A 19898-nucleotide genomic window follows, 5' to 3' on the forward strand; every position below is an offset into this window, starting at 1 on the left:
GCGCTATGCCGTCATCAGCAAAGCGGACTCCCGCATGGGCTGATGGGAATAGTTGTCCGCTTCGGCAAAAACCTGTCGCTCGGTGGGCGTAACGCTCACTTCGACGTCCATGCCGATGGCATCCGTGGACTCGCCAATCCAGGTGCCATGGAGAGGCACCGCATCGTGCGGGTCGTGGACGACCGCGACGCGGATGAGATCACGATTGCCCGTAATGCCATTCGTCGGATCAAAGTCAACCCAGCCACGGCCGGGCACATAGGCCTGAAGCCAAGCATGGGTCGAACCGGCGCTGCGGCGCTCGTTCGGATCATACCGGACATGGACATAGCCAGAGACGAAGCGGGCAGCAACGCCAAGCGTTTTGAGGGCTTCAATCATAAGCACGGCAAAGTCGCGGCAACTACCGCTCCGCAGCGCAAGCGTTTGCGCCGGCGTCTGGATGCCTTTGGCTTCCCGAGCCGCATAAGTGAAACCAGTCTTGATCGCGGCGGTCATTTTGATAAGGAGGTCTTGAAGACCCGCTGGCCTTTGCTCAGCGAGAAAGTGCCCTACCCAGTGCGAGAGAGCTCCGTCCGCATCGGCATATTGGGATTGGAGGAAGACATCCAGCTTGGCCCGCTCCCCGGCCGTATAGGAGAGCGGGAGCGCATCCCTGACGCCGGGTTCGAGTTCGGCGAAATCTTCCGTCACATGCTCGACGTGAACAATGCTCTCAAAGCGCAATCGTTCAGCCTTGCCGCGAAATTGGACCGATGCGACGTGATTTCCAAAGGAATCCTTCGCCCATTGGATTTGAGACGGGGCGGGCGAGATATGAAGGTTCGCCTCGAGCACGCTTTGATCAGCACTGTCGCGTGGGCGAACCATAACGTGGTGCGTACCGAATGCCACTGGCCGTCTATAGGTGAAGCTGGTCGTGTGACGTATAGTGAGAGCCGCCATCGTAACCCCATGGTTTGACTCTCGATCAAGCAGGATTCACGCCAGAGGATAGCAAAACGGACGCCTATCGCTCAGGTCCCGCGAGGCGCCTTCAAATTGACCAAAACACGCATGATTTCTTAGGCACTTTCGCTTCGTGGCAGGAGGTTCGACCGGATCCTCTCAATCCCTGCCTTGCGAGCAAACCCTTTTGGGCGGGCCTGTCTTGCCAAGACTGTTTTGCTGGGTCTGTCTGCAATAAGTTGATCAGCGCACGATGGGCACGTTAGTCTGAAAGAGCCTTTGCCGAAAACAACGCCCCGGAATTCCCGGGCGTCATCTTCTCTTGCCATTCATCGTCACTATATTTCGACAGCCGTTCGGGCTCATAATCTTGGGGTGCACCGTCAGCCCGACAGGAACGGCCGCAGCATTTGGGATTATTGTTTTTGAGCATATCCGCCAACATCCATCACATCACCCACTATAAATATGATCGGCCGGTCGCGCTTGGCCCGCAGATCATACGCTTGCGCCCCGCGCCGCACTGCCGGACCAAAATTTTGGGCTATTCGCTCAAGGTGCAGCCAGCGAACCATTTCGTGAACTGGCAACAGGACCCGCACGGCAATTGGCAGGCCCGGTTCGTCTTTCCGGAAAAAGTGACGGAATTGAAAATCGAGGTCGATCTGACCGCGGACCTCGCGGTCATCAATCCGTTCGATTTCTTCATCGAGCCTTATGCCGAGCAATTTCCTTTCGCCTATGAGCCGACGCTTGCGGCGGAGCTTTCGCCCTATCTCGGTACGGAACCGCTTGGGGCCCGTCTTGCCGCCTATATCGAGAACCTGCCCAAAGAGCCGATTCACATCGTCACTTTCCTCGTCGACCTCAATGCCAAGCTGCAACAGGCGATCCGCTATGTGATCCGGATGGAGCCAGGCGTTCAGACGCCCGAGGAGACTTTGGAGCTGCGTTCGGGCTCATGCCGTGACTCAGCCTGGCTGCTGGTCCAGATGCTGCGCCATCTTGGTCTCGCGGCGCGTTTCGTCTCGGGCTACCTGATCCAATTGCGGGCCGATATCGAGCCGGTCGACGGACCGAAGGGCACGCAGCACGATTTCACGGATTTGCATGCCTGGGCGGAAGTCTATCTCCCCGGAGCCGGCTGGATCGGGATGGATGCCACCTCGGGTCTGTTTTGCGGTGAGGGCCATCTGCCGGTCGCCGCCACGCCGCATTATCATTCCGCCGCGCCCATTACAGGCATCGTTGAGCCGGCCAATGTCGATTTTCATTTCGATATGCAGGTGACCCGTGTCGCCGAGGCGCCCCGGATCACGATGCCCTTCTCTGATCTTGCCTGGGAGAAGCTCGACGCCCTCGGCGAAAAGGTCGATGCCGATCTCGTCGCGCAGGATGTCCGCCTGACGATGGGCGGCGAGCCGACCTTTGTATCGATTGACGATTTCGAGTCGGAAGAGTGGAACACGGCGGCTGTCGGGCCAACGAAACGTGCCTTTGCGGATCAATTGATCCGCCGGTTGCGGACCCGTTTCGCGCCGGGCGGCATGCTGCATTACGGTCAGGGCAAATGGTATCCGGGCGAGAGCCTTCCGCGCTGGGGCTTCTCGCTTTACTGGCGTAAGGACGGCAAGCCCATCTGGAAAAACTCCGCCCTCATCGCCGAGGTCGGAAAACAATCTCTCTCAGCGCCGAAGGCCGTTGAACCCGAAAAGCCGGAAACAGGCGAACGGGCAGCGACGCAGCGGGCGCAGGCCCTGGACCTTGCGACAGGCATCGCCCATCGGCTTGGGATCGACACCGATTACGTTTTGCCGGCTTATGAAGATCCCGCCGCTTGGCTCGTCAAGGAAGGCAATCTGCCCGAAAATACCGATCCGCTCGATCCGAAGATCGAGGATGCGGAAGAGCGCAATCGCATGATCCGTACCTTCGGGCGCGGCTTGACGAAACCCTCCGGCTATGTGCTGCCAGTGCAGCGTTGGAATGCCCAAGCAAGCGTGGCAACACGCGCACGCTGGATCAGCGAAAAGTGGAAATTGCGGCGCGAGAAGCTGTTTCTCGTCCCCGGCGATTCGCCGGTCGGCTATCGGCTGCCTTTATCATCGCTGCCATGGGTTCCGCCATCTGCCTATCCTTTCATCATCGAGCAGGATCCTCTCGAAGAACGCAGGCCCTTGCCGGACCCGCATGAGTTCTTGCAGCATTTCGAGCGTGGCCCGGCGGCAGCGACCGCGCAGCAGGATCGCATTGAGCAAGAGATAGTCGAAGGCGCCGTGCGGACAGCGCTTTCCGTCGAACCGCGCGATGGTGTCCTCTGCGTGTTCATGCCGCCGGTCGAGACTTTGGAGGATTATCTCGAACTTCTCGCCTCTGTCGAAGCCGCAGCCGAGGCGAGCGGCGTACCTGTCCATATCGAAGGCTATCCGCCGCCCTTCGATCCGCGCATCGATATGATCAAGGTCACGCCGGACCCGGGCGTTATCGAGGTCAATGTGCAGCCCGCCGCGAGTTGGCGCGCCGCTGTCGAAACGACGAAAGGTCTTTACGAGGACGCTCGTCAGGTGCGGCTTGGTGCCGATAAATTCATGACCGACGGGCGCCACACTGGGACCGGCGGCGGCAACCACGTCGTTCTGGGCGGCAAGACCCCTGCCGATTCGCCGTTCCTCCGGCGAGCAGACCTTTTGAAAAGCCTGGTGCTCTATTGGCAGAGACACCCCTCTCTGTCCTATCTCTTTTCGGGTCTTTTCATCGGTCCGACCAGCCAGGCGCCGCGTGTCGACGAAGCCCGTCACGATCATCTCTACGAACTCGAAATCGCCTTGGCGAATGTGCCGGGCCCCGACCAGCCAGCACCTCTATGGCTCGTCGATCGCTTGTTCCGCGACCTCCTGGTTGACGTGACAGGCAATACGCATCGCTCGGAAATCTGCATCGACAAGCTCTTTTCGCCAGACGGTCCGACCGGACGCCTTGGGCTTCTTGAATTCCGGTCGTTCGAAATGCCGCCGGATGCGCGCATGAGTCTCGCGCAGCAATTATTATTGCGCGCCCTTGTCGCCTGGTTCTGGCGCGAACCGCAGCAAGGCGCCCTGGTGCGCTGGGGGACGACACTGCATGATCGATTCATGCTGCCGCATTTCATCTGGGAGGATTTTCTCGGCGTTCTCGCCGATCTCCGGCGTGTTGGCTATGACTTCGATCCGGTCTGGTTCGAGGCGCAACGCGAATTCCGGTTTCCCTTCTATGGCGCGGTCGAACATGGCGGCGTGACGCTTGAAGTGCGCCAGGCGCTCGAACCTTGGAATGTCACCGGCGAACACGGTGCCACGGGCGGCACGGTCCGCTATGTCGATTCCTCGGTTGAACGTTTGCAGGTTAAGGTCAATGGTTTCGTCGAAGGGCGTCACGTCGTCGCCTGCAACGGCCGTCGTATGCCCATGACAGGGACTGGAACCGCCGAGGAAGCAGTCGCCGGTGTGCGGTTCAAGGCTTGGCAACCAGCCACCGGTCTGCATCCGACAATCCCGGTGCATGCGCCTTTGACCTTCGATCTTGTCGATACCTGGAACGGCCGATCACTTGGCGGCTGCGTCTATCATGTCGCGCATCCCGGCGGCCGGAATTACGATACGTTCCCCGTGAACAGCTACGAGGCGGAAGCCCGTCGCCTCGCACGCTTTCAAGATCACGGACATACGCCTGGACACATCACTGTGCCCATGGAACAACGCTCCGCCGATTTCCCTCTGACGCTCGATTTACGCCGCCCTCCCGAGGGCACGATCTGAAGGCGTTTCGCTCAATCCGATTGCCATGCTTGTACGAGGCTCTTCGAGCCTCGTACAGAGACGACCTCAATGAACCCCAAGGCGAACCCTATGATCGGATGTTGTCTTCAATTCCGCTGACCCTTGCCTGTCGGTGATCGTGCGACCATGGCCAGCAGCGCATCCGCGGCGCGGCTCCCATAGCGTTCCCGATGGCGCAGGACGTGAAATTCACGTTCCGGAAGACGGAAGTCCACGGCGTGCAGCAAACCAGCCTCAAGGCTTGGCACGGCAACCGAGGCAGAAAGGGCTGTTGCGCCCATGCCCGCTTCCACCGCCGCACGCACGGCCTCGTTGGATGGCAATTCCAGCTGGATGCGCAGTTCTTTCGGTTCGATACCGAGACGAGATAAAGCCTCTTCAAAGACGGATCTCGTGCCCGATCCAGGCTCGCGAAGCACCCATTCGCTGTCCCTCAGATCCGCAGATGTCAGAGGCGCGTGCCCGACCCATGGGTGGTTCGGCCCAACAACCAGGATCAGTTGGTCCCGCGCGACGGGCCAGCTGGCGAAAGGCTCTTTGTCCACAACCCCTTCCACGAAGCCGAGTTCAGCCGTCCCGTTGGCGACGGCATCGGCGACCTGCGCTGTATTGCCAATGGCAAGCTGGATACGGATTTGCGGATAGGCTTGGCGGAAGGCGACCAGATGGCGGGGAAGCCAATAGCTAGCGATGGTTTGGCTGGCCTGAAGCGTGAGTGTTCCCCGTTTCAAACTCCCGAATTCGCTCAGGGCGAGTTCAGCCGCATCCGCTCGCGCCAGCACGGCACGAGCCTCGGCAAGGAATAATGTGCCGGCTTCCGTGAGTTCGATCCGCCGCCCCACACGATCGAACAATTTGATATCATACTGGGTTTCTAGCGTTGCGATCGCATGGCTGGCTGCGGATTGGGCCAGATTGAGCGCGCGCGCGGCCGCCGTGACATGCTGCCGCTCGGCGACCGCCACGAAAATCCGAAGTTGTTCCAGGGTCATTTTAGGGTCATCGACTATGAGCTCGCAAATCAATCTGATTATATGATCATTTATAACTAAAATATCTATTAGAAAGATTAATCGCTTCGGGCCAGCTTAAGGCCGGACCCGTCCAGACGGGAACGTCTGCCACCGGTTCGGAATGGAGCTTCATCATGGCCAGCGCAACGCGACATCTTTCTTCGCAGGATCCTTCGAGCACGGCCGCTTCACCATCCTTGACGATGATTGCCGATTTGATGCCTCTGCCTTTTCCGTCCGCGCTTGCGGCACCGCGAGCACCGGCCGCAGTCAACCCGCGTGGCATTGTGCGCCAATTCACTCCGAACTGGTTCACAGTGACGATGGGAACCGGTGTTCTCGCGCTGGCGCTCAACCAGTTTCCGATCGCCATTTTCGGCCTGCATCAGATCGGGATGGCGCTCTGGCTCCTGAACATCGGTCTGTTCGTCCTGTTCAGCTTCCTCTACGCAGCGCGCTGGATCTTTTTCTTCCATGAGGCGCGGCTGATTTTCCGCCATTCGGTCACTTCGATGTTCTTTGGCGCGATCCCGATGGGGCTTCTCACCATCGTCAATGGCTTTCTGGCCTTTGGTATCCCGCTCTGGGGTCAAGCCGCTGTGTCGATCGCCCATATCCTATGGTGGGCCAGTGCGTTCATGGCGGTCCTGTGTGGCAGTATCATCCCATTTCTGATGTTCACGCGCCAGGACCACAGTATGGAGAAGATGACGGCCATCTGGCTGTTGCCGATCGTGGCTGCGGGAGTCGCCGCATCAAGCGGCGGCCTTTTGGCGCCGTATCTGAGTGACCCCGAGGCTTTCCAGATTATCATGGTGAGCTATGCGCTTTGGGCCTATTCGGTGCCCTTGGCGATGAGCATTTTGGTGATCCTCGTCCTGCGCCTTATGCTCCACAAATTGCCGGGGAAGGATATGGCAGCCTCTGGCTGGCTGGCGCTGGGGCCGATCGGCACGGGGTCCCTTGGGCTCCTGTTACTCGGGGGCGATGCTCCCCATGTCTTCAGTGCCGCCGGTCTGCCCGGTATCGGCGAGATCGCTTATGGTTTGGGCATTATCGGCGGCACGATTCTGTGGGGTTATGGCCTCTGGTGGCTTTTACTCGCCATGCTGAAAACCGCGCATTATCTGCGTGAAGGCATGCCCTTCAACATGGGCTGGTGGGGATTCACCTTCCCGCTCGGTGTCTATTCCCTTGCAACGCTCAACCTCGCACGCACAACGCATCTGGCGCTGTTCTCATTATGCGGTGGAGCATTCGTCATCATGCTCGCCCTCTTCTGGATCATCGTTGCGGCACGCACCGCGCGTGGAGCCTGGAATGGTGTTCTTTTCGTCGCGCCCTGCCTCACCCTTAGCATTGCCCCGGACCGCTTTGAAACGGATGCCGTGTAACGATACTGGATTGCGATCGTGACTTTGAGCGATCGCAATGGATGCGCCGCATACATCACACGCTGATCATGGCCCGCGCGAAGCCGCTCCCTCAGGCCGCTGGACCCTCATGGCCCTGCCACCAAGATCCACGCCATGCGGGGCCACCTGTCCAACCCCGCCGTTGCGCTTCTATCCAGCCGATGATGATGTTTTAAACATCATTAATAGGTGTTGAACAATAAGAAAACACCCTCTATTATTAGATCTCCACTCTTGGAACATGACCCGATGGCCTCTGCATGATCACGGCAGGACAGCTGCGCGCGGCGCGTGCGCTCCTTGGGATCGACCAACGTCGATTGGCCGAACTGTCCAACCTTTCGCTGCCGACGATCCAGCGGATGGAGGCCAGTGAAGATGTGATCCGCGGCACGGTGGATTCCTTGATGAAGCTCGTGAGCGCTCTCGACACGGCTGGCATCGAGCTCATTGGCGAGAATGTTTCGAGCCTTGCTGGTGGGCGAGGTGTGCGGCTCAAGGAGCCTGCGGCAATGCTGGAGCTCAATACACAAACATCCGGCAAGCCAGATCTTCCTGCTCAGGAGAGATAGGCGTCATGGCGGCCACCTTCACCCTTTTGTGCGTGGGCATTTTCCTGAGCATAGCGGTGCTGGCCGTCCTCATCGGGCAAACCCGGAATAGCACGCCGGCCATCTATGGTGGTTGCTTGATGATATCGCTGCTGGCCCTGGCCGGAGGGATCATCAGCCTTCTCACGGGCGCGGCGGGAACAGAGGTTGTGCTGCCCCTCGGTCTCCCCTGGATCGGCGCCCATTTTCGCATCGATCCCCTCGCAGGCTTTTTCCTTGCCGTCGTCAATCTTGGCGGTGCCGCCGCGAGCCTCTACGGAATCGGCTATGGGCGGCACGAACACGAGCCGAGCCGTGTATTGCCGTTTTTCCCGGCCTTTCTGGCGGGCATGAATCTCGTCGTGATGGCTGATGACGCCTTCACCTTCCTCTTCTCCTGGGAGTTCATGTCGCTCTCCTCCTGGGCGCTCGTCATGGCGCATCATGGCGAGAGGGAGAATGCGCGCGCGGGCCTTGTCTATCTCATCATGGCGAGTTTCGGCACGCTGGTGTTGCTGCTGGCCTTCGGTCTGCTTGCGGGACCGGATGGCTTCTATGCTTTTACCGCGATTCGTACCCATCACCTGTCACAGCTCCAGGCTGGTACTGTCCTGGTGCTTGCCCTCCTCGGCACGGGCTCAAAGGCCGGCTTGGTGCCACTGCATGTCTGGCTGCCGCTTGCTCATCCGGCCGCGCCAAGTCACGTCTCCGCCCTGATGAGCGGTGTCATGACCAAGGTTGCCGTCTACGCTTTCATCCGCATCGCCTTCGATCTGCTCGGACCACCAGACTGGTGGTGGAGCGTGCCGGTGCTGGTCATGAGCGGGGGAAGCGCCGTGCTTGGTGTCCTCTATGCCATGATGCAGGATGATCTCAAGCGCGTGCTCGCCTATAGCACAATCGAGAATATCGGCATTATCTTCGTCACTCTTGGCCTCGCCCTCACTTTCGAAGCCAATGGGCTGCACGCGGCCGGCGCGCTCGCCCTGACCGCTGGCCTCTTTCACGTCCTCAATCATGCGCTGTTCAAAAGCGTTCTGTTCTTCGGAGCGGGCGCCGTGCTCGTCTCGACAGGACTTCGCCGGATGGATCATCTCGGCGGGCTCATCAACCCTATGCCTGTCACAAGCATTCTGGTTCTTGTCGCTTGCGCGGCCATTTCCGCATTGCCACCCTTGAACGGTTTTGTCTCCGAATGGCTGGCCTTTCAGGCGATCCTGCTCAGCCCGCAGCTCCCACAATGGGGGCTGAGGCTGCTCGTGCCGGCGGTCGGTGCGCTCCTCGCTTTGTCGGCGGCACTTGCGGCCGCCTGTTTTGTGCGGGTCTTCGGCATTGTCTTCCTTGGCCGGCCGCGCACACCGGCTGCGCAACAAGCGCGTGAGGTTGATCTTTGGTCTCAAAGCGCCATGGCTGTGCTCGCCAGCCTCTGCCTGCTGGCGGGGATTTTACCGGGTTTCATCATCGATAGCATCGCGCCATCCGTTTACAGCCTGATCAAGGCCAGAATGCCGGTTCAGGGTCAGATTCAATGGCTGTCGATCGTGCCCGTCGCTGAAAGCCGCAGCTCCTATAATGGTCTTCTCGTCTTTATTTTCAGCGCCGTTTCAGCCGCGCTCGCGGCCTTCATCATCCATCGCTTTGCCTCACGCGCCACGCGGCGCGCACCGATCTGGGATTGTGGCTTTCCTGATCCGAGCCCGGCGACACAATATAGCGCGGAAAGTTTCGCCCAGCCGATCCGCCGTGTTTTCGGAACACCCGTCTTCCGCGCGCGCGAACAGGTCGAAATGCCAGAGCCCGGCAATCTCGCCCCGGCGCGGATCATCGTCACGCTGCATGATCCTGCCTGGGAAGCCCTCTACACGCCCATAACGAACGCTGTTTCCTTCGTGGCGCGGCAGCTCGACCGGCTGCAGTTTCTCACCATCCGCCATTATCTCGGTTTCGTCTTTTTCGCCCTTGTAACCCTGCTCATGGTCCTGGCTCTATGGCCGTAATCGCAGATCTTGCCATCCAGGGCATACAGATGCTTCTGGTTCTTTGCCTCGCGCCAGCGCTCACAGGGTTCGTTCGCAAAGTCAAGGCGCGCCTTTTGCGCCGCCGTGGGCCTTCGATCCTCCAGCCTTACCGCGATCTTTGGCGGCTCATGCGCAAGGAAGTGGTGCTGGCGGAAAATGCCTCCTGGCTTTTTCGCGCCATTCCCTATCTGATCTTTTCCGCGACCTGGGTGGCCGCGGCTCTCGTCCCAACCTTTGCCACCGGACTTCTGTTCAGTTGGTCTGCCGATCTCATCGCCGTCACAGCCCTCCTCGGCAGCACGCGTTTCTTCCTGGCCTTGGCTGGCATGGATGTCGGCACGAGTTTCGGCGGCATCGGCTCGAGCCGAGAGGTGATGATCGCGACGCTTGCCGAACCGGCGATGATCATGATCGTCTTCACGCTCGCGCTTCTCGCAGGCTCAACCCAATTGTCGAGCCTTGCCGGTTTCATGCTGACATCGCCCGTGGGTCTGCGTGTTTCCTTGGGACTCGCCCTCATCGCGCTCGTGATGGTGGCGGTCGCCGAGAATGGACGGATCCCGATCGACAATCCCGCGACGCATCTCGAACTCACTATGGTGCATGAGGCCATGCTGCTCGAATATTCCGGCCGGCACCTCGCTTTGATCGAACTCGCGGCTTCCCTGAAACTCCTTCTTTATGTTTCATTGATCGGCTGCGTTTTCCTCCCCTGGGGCCTGTCGCCACCGGGAGCCGACGTCAGTACCCGGCTGGTTGGTGTTGGGGCCTATGGGCTCAAACTCGCCGCTGGCGGTTTCCTCCTCGCCTTTTTCGAGACCACCGTCGCCAAAATGCGGGTCTTCCGCGTGCCGGAGTTTCTCGGTGCCGCTCTCATGCTCGGCCTTCTCGGCACATTGCTGCTGTTCGTCTCGCGGAGCCTTTAGATGCACAGCCTGTCCTTCGATATTGCGCATCTCTTCGCCGGCGGCCTCGTCCTGGTCAGCTTCATGCTCCTCTATCAGGACCGCCTTTACGCCCTTCTCAACGTCTTTGCCCTGCAGGCCTTCGTCCTCGTTCTCTCCGTCGCCTGGCAGGCTTTTGTGCAACAGGCGCCCCATCTCTATATCACCGCCGCGATCGCCCTCATCCTGAAGGCCATCGTCATTCCCGGCGCGCTCCATCGCATCGTCGCCCGCCTCGGCATTCATCGGGAAGTCGAAACAGTCGGCGGCATCGGATCGACCATGCTCGCCGGCATCGGGCTCGTCGCTTTGTCCATGGTGGTGATGCTGCGCGCGACGCCGGGCGCCGATCCGCTAGCACGTGAGGATCTCGCCTTCGCGCTGTCCGTCGTCTTGTTGGGCCTTTTGATGATGGTGACGCGGCGCAATGCCGTCAGTCAGGTTGTCGGCTTCATGTCGATCGAAAACGGTCTCATTCTCGCGGGAACGGGCGCCAAGGGGATGCCACTCGTGGTCGAGATCAGCATCGCTTTCTCGGTCCTGGTCGCCTTTATCATCATCGGCATCTTCCTGTTCCGCATTCGCGAGCGTTTCGACACGGTCGACAGCCGCGCGCTCGACAATTTCCGGGGAGAGCGGACATGAGGCCCATCGTCAATGCCGTCACCTTGAGCCTCATTCTGCCCGCCGCCACGGCCTTCGTTCTCGCGCTCCTTCCGGACTATCGCCTGTCGGCCCGGATCAATGCAGCCTCGTCCTTTCTGACGCTTCTTTCCGCACTCTCTCTCCTATTCGTCACGCCAGCGCCCACTCCTTATCTGCTGATTGATGATCTCAATATCGTCTTCATCGTCCTGAATACATTCGTCGGTTTCACGACGAGCCTTTTCAGCGCCAGCTACATTGCCCATGAGATTGAAATCGGTCGCCTCGCGCCGACACAATTGCGTTTCTATCACGCCATGTATCAGGCGTTGCTCTTCGCCATGAATCTCGCACTTGTCGCCAATAATACCGGCCTCATGTGGGTTGCTATCGAAATGGCGACGCTTACCACGGTTCTGATGGTCGGACTCTACCGCACCCATGAGGCGATCGAGGCGGCCTGGAAATATTTCATCCTTGGCGGTGTCGGCATCGCGCTCGCCTTGTTCGGCACCATTCTCATCTATATGGCCGCGCAGCCAATCGTCGGAGAAGGGCTCGACGGCATGGCCTGGACGGTCCTGATCCGGCATGCCTCCGCCTTCGATCCGGCGCTGCTCGACGTCGCTTTCGTCTTTCTCCTGCTCGGCTATGGCACCAAGGTCGGCCTCGTGCCGCTCCATGCCTGGCTCCCCGATGCCCATGCCGAGGGTCCAACGCCCATTTCCGCCGTGCTGTCCGGCCTTCTCCTCAATGTCGCGCTTTATGCGGTGCTGCGCTTCAAGCTCCTGATCGCGGCCAATCCGGCGGCCATCGCGCCCGGTCCCTTGATGGCAGGGATGGGGCTCGCCTCTTTGCTGTTTGCGGGGTTCATGCTCTATCGCCGGGGCGATATCAAAAGACTCTTCGCCTATTCCTCCATCGAACATATGGGGATCATCGTCTTCGCTTTTGGCATGGGCGGGCCGATCGCCAATTTCGCCGGCCTTTTGCACATGACGATGCATAGCCTGACGAAATCGGCGATCTTCTTCACCGTCGGCCATATCGCGCAGGTCAAAGGCACGCAGAAACTCGCCGGCATCAAGGGCCTGACCGTCACGCATCCAGCTCTGGGCTGGAGCCTCGTCCTTGGCGTCATCGCCATAGCCGGCCTACCGCCCTTCGGCGTCTTCATGAGCGAGTTCCTCGTGGTGAGTTCCACCTTCGCCCGCGCGCCACTGCTCGCGCTCGTTTTCGTCGCGGGGCTTCTCATCGCTTTTGGTGCGCTCATGCTCCACTTGCATAGTCTTGCCTTCGGTGAACCGGAAGGAGGAAGCGCGCCGGTTGAAGCCTCCTATGGGCCGCTGGCCGCTCATGTCGCGCTGGTGCTGGTAGCAGGCATCTATCTGCCGCCTTCGCTGGTCACCTGGTTCCAGCATGTCGCGAGTCTGCTCGGCTGAGAAGGAACACATGAGCCATGCCGACATATGCTGCAATCTTTGTTCAAGGCCAAAGGATCACGATGCACCGGCCCTTCGCGCGGATCGTGGTCGATGAAGAAACTTGGCTCACCGTCGCCACCGCGCTTGCCGGAGGACAGGCTGTTCTCCTCGGCCTTTGGGGTGATGCCCAGGCGGTTCATATGGCGATGCTCGAAGATGGCGCGAATGAGCCGGTCGTCACCACATTCATGTGTGCCGATGGTCGGTTTCCCTCCGTCGGACGCCTGCACGCACCGGCGATCCGGCCCGAGCGCGCCATCCATGATCTTTTCGGCCTGGACCCCATGGGCCTGCCGGATGAGAGGCCATGGCTTGACCATGGACGTTGGGACATTGGCCACCCACTCGCCGCCTCCGGTCCGAGTGCGCGCGCGAGCGAGCCTGCTGCCTATCCCTTCCTCGTCGCGGAAGGCGACGGCGTCCATCAGATCCCAGTCGGGCCGGTCCATGCCGGCATTATCGAGCCCGGCCATTTCCGTTTCAACGCTGCGGGTGAAACGGTCGTCCGGCTTGAGGAACGGCTTGGCTATACCCATAAGGGGATCGAATCCCTGATGGCGGGCGCTTCGCTCGATCAGGCGGCTCGGCTGGCCGGACGCACCTCGGGTGACAGCACGGTCGCCTATGCTTATGCCTTCGCCCTCGCGGTGGAGGCCGCGCTTGGCATCGAAATATCCGCCCGCGCGATCTATCTCCGCGCTTTGATGGCCGAGCTTGAACGGCTTGCCAACCATCTCGGCGACATAGGCGCCATCTGTAACGATGCCGCCTTTGCGCTAATGCTCGCCCATTGCGGTGTCTTGCGCGAGCGCGTGCTTCGGGTTGCGGCCAAGGCCTTCGGCCATCGCCTGATGATGGACTGTATCATCCCCGGCGGCGTCAGTGTCGATCTCGCTCCGGCTGGTGTATCAGATATTCGTCATCTGCTTGCGACGATCCGTGGCGTCTTTCCGGCGCTGGTCGAACTCTATGATGAAACCGCTTCCCTGCAAGACCGCACCGTCGGCACCGGCATCGTTCCTCCATCACTGGCCCGCCAGTTCGGCGCTGGCGGCTATATCGGGCGTGCCTCCGGCCGTGCCTTCGATACGCGTCGTCATCTCGCTTATCCACCCTATGACACGCTCACCTTCGATGTGCCTGTGCTCAATGAGGGTGACGTCAATGCGCGTGTATGGATACGCATCCGCGAAGTGGAACAGAGTCTGTCTCTCATCGATCAGATCCTCGATCGTCTCCCTGCCGATGGCCTCCTCCGCACTGAGGTCGGCGGTGCCGGCGAAAGGCGCGAAGGCCTTGCCCTCGTAGAAGGATTCCGTGGCGATGTGCTCGTGTCCGTCCGGCTCAGTGGAGAAGGATCCATTGAGCGCTGCCATTTGCGTGATCCATCCTGGTTCCAATGGCCTCTGCTCGAAGCGGCCATCAAGGGCAATATCGTCGCCGATTTCCCACTCTGCAATAAATCGTTCAATTGCTCCTATTCGGGGCACGATCTTTAGGCTTTCCGCCGATGCGCAAGCTGCTTTTTCAAGGCCTCGCCAAACCGCCGCTCACGGAAGCTGGGCCGACGGATGGGGAAATCGCGGCGCTCGCCGCCGAACTTGACCATCTCGCGCGGAGCCGGCTCGGACGCAGTCTTGCGATCCGCGAAGTTGATGCCGGCTCCTGCAATGGGTGCGAACTCGAGATTAATGCCCTCGGCAATGCGTTCTATGATCTCGAGCGTTTCGGGCTGCGTTTCGTGGCGTCCCCCCGTCATGCCGATGTCCTTTTGGTCACAGGACCCGTGACACATAATATGCGTGAGGCATTGCTGCGGACCTATGACGCAACCCCAAACCCCAAATGGGTTGTGGCCGCTGGAACATGTGCTTTGGGTGAGGGCGTATTTGCGGAAAGTTACGCTTGCCAGAAGGGAGGGGTCTCCGCCGTGATCGCGGTTGACCTCTATATTCCCGGCTGCCCGCCAACCCCCACCGATCTGTTGAAAGGCCTTCTCGCTCTTATAACGAAAAATACCGGCCCCTCCGGCCAAGTTCGGTGATACAGTCGGTACGCAGGGCTCCGGTGCAAAGAGCAATGGATTGAGCCTTTATCAGCCGTAAGAAAATGGTCGCATCGGCTTCTGGGGCAAAACGCGCCATGACATCAGAGACACCCGTGCCCTCTTCAAACGGCGGGAAAGCGGACAAGGAAACAGTGGCTCTGCCTGATCCCTCAGCTCTGCCCGCTCATGTGGATGGCTTGGCCCATCAGGCCCGCGCCTATGCCAAGGCCGCCCGCAGCGAAAACACGCAGCGCGCTTATGCCACCGACTGGCGCCACTATACTTCCTGGTGCCGCCGCCAGGGCTTTGCAGCTCTGCCTGCCCATCCGCAGATGATCGGCCTCTATCTCGCCGCCTGCGCCTCAGGAGAGGGGTTTCACAAGCCCGCCTCGGTGCCGACGATCGAACGCCGCCTCTCGGCGCTCGCCTGGAATTGTGCCCAACGCGGCGAACATCTGGATCGCACCGATCGCCACATCGCCGAGGTAATGGCCGGCATCCGCCGCACCCAGGGCCGCCCGGCCATGCAGAAGGAAGCCCTCCTGCCTGACGATCTCAAGGCCATGTTGGCTGTGCTGGATATGGGGGACCTGCGCGGCGTGCGCGATCGGGCCATTCTCCTCGTTGGTTTTGCCGGCGGTTTGCGCCGTTCCGAGATCGTCGGCCTCGACTGCGCCGACAAGCAAACGGGTGATGGCACGGGCTGGATCGAGATTTTGACCGAAGGCCTAGTGGTGACCGTCAAGGGCAAGACGGGCTGGCGGGAGGTGGTGATCGGCCGCGGCTCCAGCCCCCTCACCTGCCCGGTTCATGCCCTCGAAACCTGGCTGAAGCTCGCCCGCATCGGCCACGGCCCCCTCTTCCGCCGCGTGACCGGCCAAGGCAAGGACGTAGGGGTCAACCGGCTTTGCGACCGCCATGTCGCCGATCTCGTCAAGCGGACGGCTCTGGCGGCCGGCGTGCGCGGTGATCTTTCAGAAGCCGAGCGGGAGCGGAAATTCGCAGGGCATTCCCTGCGCGCCGGCCTTGCCACCTCAGCGGAGATCGAGGAGCGCCATGTGCAAAAGCAGCTCGGCCATGCCAGCGCCGAAATGACCCGCCGCTACCAGCGCCGCCGCGACCGCTTCCGCATCAATCTCACCAAGGCGGCAGGGCTGTAGGGTAGAGGAAGAACAGACTCCGGCACAGGCGGAGGCGCTGAGAGCCAACGCTCCGTCAGGCGGAATCACGCATCACCAACCGGCTCGAAAGCAATTCCGAAGTCGGCATATTTTCCTCGCCATCGAGACGACCGACCAAGATATCGAACGCAGAGCTTGCCAGTCCCTCATAATCCTGGGCGATGGTCGTCAACGATGGACACGCGAAGCGGCTAAGCGGATGATCATCATGGCCGGCAATTCGCAGATCTGCATTGTCTTCTCGACCAACCTTCAAACCACTCTTGTACGCCGCCGCGAGCGCGCCGAAAGCAAGCCGATCATTCGCGCAAAGCAATGTTCTGGACGGCAGACCTGAGCCGCGGAGATAGGCTGTAACGACATCGAATCCGATCTGCTCGAAGTTCCAGTCCAATGTCCGCGCGGGAATGACATGCGGCTCAAACTTCGCCTTTCGAGCCGCCTCTTCGAACGCTTGGCGCCTTTCCAGCGCGTTTTGGTTGACGTGGGGCATGTCGAGGAAACAGGGTGGCTCGCCGGTGCGCACAAGGTATTCGACGAGGAGTTCGATACTGGCGCGGTTGTCCGTGCCAACAAAAGGCACCTCAAGGTCGATCCGGCTGTCGAGAAAAACAATCGGAAGTTCTTTGCACAAAGCCTTGAAGGTGTCGCAGTTGGAACGGGTGCCGAGCGGCGCGACAATCGCGCCAGCCAGCTTGAGCGAAAGAAGCGTACGAAGGGCCCTTTCCTCCAGATCCGGATCACCATGAGAACTCAATATGATGGCCCAGAAGCCCATGGATGCGCATCGAGCTTCGATGTGGCGCACGAGTTCGGCGAAGTAAGGATCTGTCAGATGCGGAATCAGAATGCCGACGTTCATCGGTCGCTTCCGGTTCTGACTGATCGCAAAGATATTCGGACGATATTCGTGTTCAACAAGCGCTGTTTCGATCCGCTGTCGCGTCGACTTTCGCACGCTTGAGGGATCGCTGAAATATTTTGACAGCGTTGGCCGCGAGATACCGCTGGCCGCTGCAAATTCTTCCATACTTCTGATTTTAGCCATCTTTCTCCTTCCACGACCTCCAAATGTGGCTTCGATTGCATCTTGACGCAAGTTTATTAAATTTTACTCGAGTAAATTTATTTATTTACTCCCGTAGCGTCACAACCCTATAGATGCCGTACAATGAATGCGGAAAGCCGCGCAAGATGGCCCTGGGGAGGAGAATGAATGGCGCATTTCCTTGACCTGCTCGACGATCACGGCGCTGCGCAGTTACGCGTCGTGAAGCCAGTGATCACCATCGGCGAGATCGTCGCAGAAATCATGGCGGTCGATGTCGGGGAGGGCTTCCGATCTCCCCTGCGACTGATCGGACCCTACCCGTCTGGAGCGCCTGCCATCTTCATCGATCAGGTCGCAAAAATCGGCCTGCCCTGCGCCATTATCAGTGCCGTCGGGAATGATGATTTTGGATGGCTCAGCATCGATCGTCTGCGCTCTGACGGTGTCGATATTTCCGCTATCAGGATCGACAACCGTCTGGCCACGGGAAGCGCTTTCGTGCGTTACCGCAGCACCGGAGAGCGGGACTTCGTCTTCAACATCGTCGGATCAGCCTGTTCAACCATCCGGCGTGATGCCGCAGCCTCAGCGGTCATCGCGAGTGCAGGCCATATCCACGTCATGGGTTCATCGCTCTTCTCGCCCGCCGTGGTGAGTCTTGTCGAGGACGCCATTACCGAAATCAAGGCGAGAGGCGGCACCGTTTCCTTCGATCCCAACGGGAGGAAGGAAATGCTCGACGTTCCTGGAATGCGTGACGCCCTCGCACGCGTGCTCGCGCAAACCGATCTATTCCTCCCAAGTGGTGAAGAACTGACTCTGTTGACCCGTGCGCATACAGACGATGGCGCCATAGCGGAGTTGCTCGGCGCCGGGATCAGATCCGTCGTTGTGAAACAAGGAGCGGCGGGCGCCACCTATCACGACCGTGAGAGAACCTGTCGCGTAGCGCCCATGCCCGTCAACGAGGTCGATCCGACAGGAGCAGGCGACAGCTTCGGTGGGACATTCGTCGCCTGCTGGCTGTTAGGCTTACCACCTGAGCAGTGCCTGCGGTTCGCCAATGCGAGCGGAGCCCGTGCCGTCATGATGCGCGGGCCGATGGAGGGCAATTCGACCCTGGCGGAGCTCGAAACCTTTCTCTCCGTCGACGCTCTTGGGGCGAACCTGTGGCTCTCGATGATGAACACACGGCGGAGCGGGCCGCGGAATTAGCAGCCGTGGCCGAGCATGCCGCTGACGGCTCCGGCTATGAGCGGCCGGTCTATGTCATCGGAACCGAAGTGCCGATCCCCGGCGGCACCCTCGAGGAGATCGATGGGCTTGAGGTCACCAAGCCGAAGGCGGCTCTCGACACGGTCGAGGTGCATCGCGCTGCGTTCAGGGCCCGGCAACTCGACAATGCTTTCCAGCGCGTCGTCGCGGCCGTCGTCCAGCCCGGCGTCGAGTTCGGCAATGCCAATGTCGTCGTCTATGATCGGGCCAAAGCTCACGATCTGAGCGCCGTGCTCGATCAGATCAACAAAATCGTCTTCGAAGCCCATTCGACCGATTATCAGCCACCGGAAGCCCTCTGGCAGCTCGTTGAGGATGGTTTCGCCATTCTGAAGGTCGGCCCCGGCGTGACCTTCGCGCTCCGGGAAGCACTCTATGGCCTCGACCAAATTGCTGACATCCTGAACCCGGTGCTGGACGGCGAGAGCCTTCATACCGCCATGGAACGGATCATGGTGGCCGATCCCCCAAACTGGGCCAATTACTACCATGGGTCCGAGCGGCAGCTTTTTGTCCAGCGCCATTACAGCTACAGCGACCGTATCCGTTATTATTGGACGAAGCCCGAAGCACAGGCGGCAGTGCAGCGCCTCTTCGCACGGCTCGACGGCGTCGATATCCCCGAAACACTGATAAGCCAGTATCTCGCGCTGCTCTATCCCGCCGTCGCGGCGGGCAAGCTTCCTGCTCGCCCGAAGGCGCTGTGCATCGCTGCGATCCGCCACGCCCTACGGCCTTACGCCCTTGCAGCGAGGCAGGCAGCATGATGAACGATCTTCCAGCCGACGACGGCTTTCGGACGGCCTTCCTTTTCGATCTCGACGGCACGCTGGTCGACAGCGTGTACCAACACGTCCTGGCGTGGAAGACCGCGCTCGAGGCAGAACAGATCCCTCTTTCGGTCTGGCGAATTCATCGCCGGATCGGGATGAGCGGCGGCCTGTTCATGGATCAACTCCTCCGCGAGGTCAAACGCGACCTCGGCCCGGATGCCGTCGAACGGCTTCAGGCGGCTCATGCCGCCGCCTATCACGATCTGGGGGCGAGCGTTCGCCCACTTCCCGGTGCTCGGGAGATCATCGCGGCGCTTGACGAGCTTGGTGTGCGCTGGGCAATCGCGACGAGCGGCCGGCTCGAAACCGCCTCGATCAATCTGGCGACGCTGGGTGTGGATCCCAAAAGCGCGATCGTCGTTACACGCGACCAGGTGCGTTACGCCAAGCCCGATCCAGATCTCTTCGTAGAAGCGGCTCGCCGGCTTCAGATTCCCATTCAGCAAACGATCGTCGTCGGCTACAGCGTGTGGGACATGCTGGCCGCAACCCGCTGCCGGGCGCTGGGCGTCGGCTTCCTCTCCGGCGGCTATGGCAGCGAGGAGCTTGAGCGCGCTGGCGCGCTGCGGGTCTACGATGACCCGGCCGATCTGCTCTTCCATTTGGACGAAATCTGTTCGCGCCATAGGTGATCAGCCC

15 protein-coding genes and 1 pseudogene are annotated in these 19898 nt (G+C 60.2%); 13 read left to right on the forward strand and 3 right to left on the reverse strand.

The features are described from left to right. Positions 1–3: 3 nt before the first annotated feature. Positions 4–945, reverse strand: a complete 942-nt coding sequence (locus BIND_RS12480; RefSeq protein WP_012385430.1) for a transglutaminase family protein — start codon at positions 943–945, stop codon at positions 4–6. Between the two features lie 428 nt (positions 946–1373). On the opposite strand from BIND_RS12480, the gene BIND_RS12485 reads away from it, so the two are divergent. Next, entirely contained in the window at positions 1374–4742 is a 3369-nt protein-coding gene (locus tag BIND_RS12485; RefSeq protein ID WP_012385431.1) for a transglutaminase family protein, read from the forward strand. 107 nt (positions 4743–4849) lie between these two features. Here BIND_RS12485 and BIND_RS12490 read toward each other — a convergent pair whose 3' ends face one another. Then, positions 4850–5755, reverse strand: coding sequence for a LysR family transcriptional regulator (locus BIND_RS12490; protein WP_012385432.1), 906 nt, complete (start codon positions 5753–5755; stop codon positions 4850–4852). Between the two features lie 155 nt (positions 5756–5910). Between BIND_RS12490 and BIND_RS12495 the strand changes: the two genes are divergently transcribed. The 9 genes from BIND_RS12495 to BIND_RS12535 all read left to right on the forward strand — a co-directional run bounded on the left by BIND_RS12495 (position 5911) and on the right by BIND_RS12535 (position 16079). Further along, positions 5911–7170 (forward strand): TDT family transporter, encoded by a 1260-nt coding sequence (locus BIND_RS12495; RefSeq protein WP_012385433.1) that lies wholly within the window; start codon positions 5911–5913, stop codon positions 7168–7170. Between the two features lie 281 nt (positions 7171–7451). Beyond that, positions 7452–7763, forward strand: a complete 312-nt coding sequence (locus BIND_RS12500; RefSeq protein ID WP_012385434.1) for a helix-turn-helix domain-containing protein — start codon at positions 7452–7454, stop codon at positions 7761–7763. 5 nt (positions 7764–7768) lie between these two features. Then, a complete protein-coding gene (hyfB, locus tag BIND_RS12505) occupies positions 7769–9778 on the forward strand; it encodes a hydrogenase 4 subunit B (protein WP_012385435.1) in 2010 nt (669 codons plus the stop codon). Further along, positions 9769–10725 (forward strand): respiratory chain complex I subunit 1 family protein, encoded by a 957-nt coding sequence (locus BIND_RS12510; protein WP_012385436.1) that lies wholly within the window; start codon positions 9769–9771, stop codon positions 10723–10725. Before hyfB ends, BIND_RS12510 begins: the two co-directional genes overlap by 10 nt. Next, the gene (locus BIND_RS12515; RefSeq protein WP_012385437.1) at positions 10726–11388 is read left to right on the forward strand and encodes a hydrogenase-4 component E; all 663 of its coding nucleotides are present in this window, start codon (positions 10726–10728) and stop codon (positions 11386–11388) included. Further along, on the forward strand, positions 11385–12830 hold the full coding sequence (locus BIND_RS12520) for a hydrogenase 4 subunit F (RefSeq protein ID WP_012385438.1): 1446 nt from the start codon (positions 11385–11387) through the stop codon (positions 12828–12830). Before BIND_RS12515 ends, BIND_RS12520 begins: the two co-directional genes overlap by 4 nt. A gap of 17 nt (positions 12831–12847) precedes the next feature. Continuing rightward, positions 12848–14371: a hydrogenase large subunit gene (locus tag BIND_RS12525; protein ID WP_041778079.1), complete on the forward strand. Its 1524-nt coding sequence runs from the start codon at positions 12848–12850 to the stop codon at positions 14369–14371. 11 nt (positions 14372–14382) lie between these two features. After that, positions 14383–14916 carry an NADH-quinone oxidoreductase subunit B family protein gene (locus BIND_RS12530; protein ID WP_012385440.1) on the forward strand — a complete coding sequence of 178 codons (534 nt, stop codon included), beginning with the start codon at positions 14383–14385 and terminating at the stop codon, positions 14914–14916. 98 nt (positions 14917–15014) lie between these two features. Then, complete coding sequence (locus BIND_RS12535; RefSeq protein ID WP_012385441.1) at positions 15015–16079, forward strand: tyrosine-type recombinase/integrase; 1065 nt, start codon at positions 15015–15017, stop codon at positions 16077–16079. Between the two features lie 55 nt (positions 16080–16134). On the opposite strand, the gene BIND_RS12540 is transcribed toward BIND_RS12535, so the two are convergent. Beyond that, positions 16135–17148 carry a LacI family DNA-binding transcriptional regulator gene (locus BIND_RS12540; RefSeq protein ID WP_012385442.1) on the reverse strand — a complete coding sequence of 338 codons (1014 nt, stop codon included), beginning with the start codon at positions 17146–17148 and terminating at the stop codon, positions 16135–16137. Positions 17149–17316: 168 nt separating this feature from the next. Between BIND_RS12540 and BIND_RS12545 the strand changes: the two genes are divergently transcribed. The 3 genes and pseudogenes from BIND_RS12545 to BIND_RS12555 all read left to right on the forward strand — a co-directional run bounded on the left by BIND_RS12545 (position 17317) and on the right by BIND_RS12555 (position 19891). Continuing rightward, positions 17317–18366 (forward strand): tagatose kinase, encoded by a 1050-nt coding sequence (locus tag BIND_RS12545; RefSeq protein WP_012385443.1) that lies wholly within the window; start codon positions 17317–17319, stop codon positions 18364–18366. Then, a pseudogene (locus tag BIND_RS12550) lies at positions 18312–19193 on the forward strand (class II D-tagatose-bisphosphate aldolase non-catalytic subunit); the annotation flags it as partial. The gene BIND_RS12545 and the pseudogene BIND_RS12550, both read left to right, overlap by 55 nt. Continuing rightward, positions 19190–19891, forward strand: coding sequence for an HAD family hydrolase (locus BIND_RS12555; RefSeq protein ID WP_012385445.1), 702 nt, complete (start codon positions 19190–19192; stop codon positions 19889–19891). The pseudogene BIND_RS12550 and the gene BIND_RS12555, both read left to right, overlap by 4 nt. The last annotated feature ends 7 nt before the right edge of the window (positions 19892–19898 follow it).

The sequence above is a fragment of the Beijerinckia indica subsp. indica ATCC 9039 genome, assembly GCF_000019845.1.
Taxonomy (GTDB): Bacteria; Pseudomonadota; Alphaproteobacteria; order Rhizobiales; family Beijerinckiaceae; genus Beijerinckia; species Beijerinckia indica.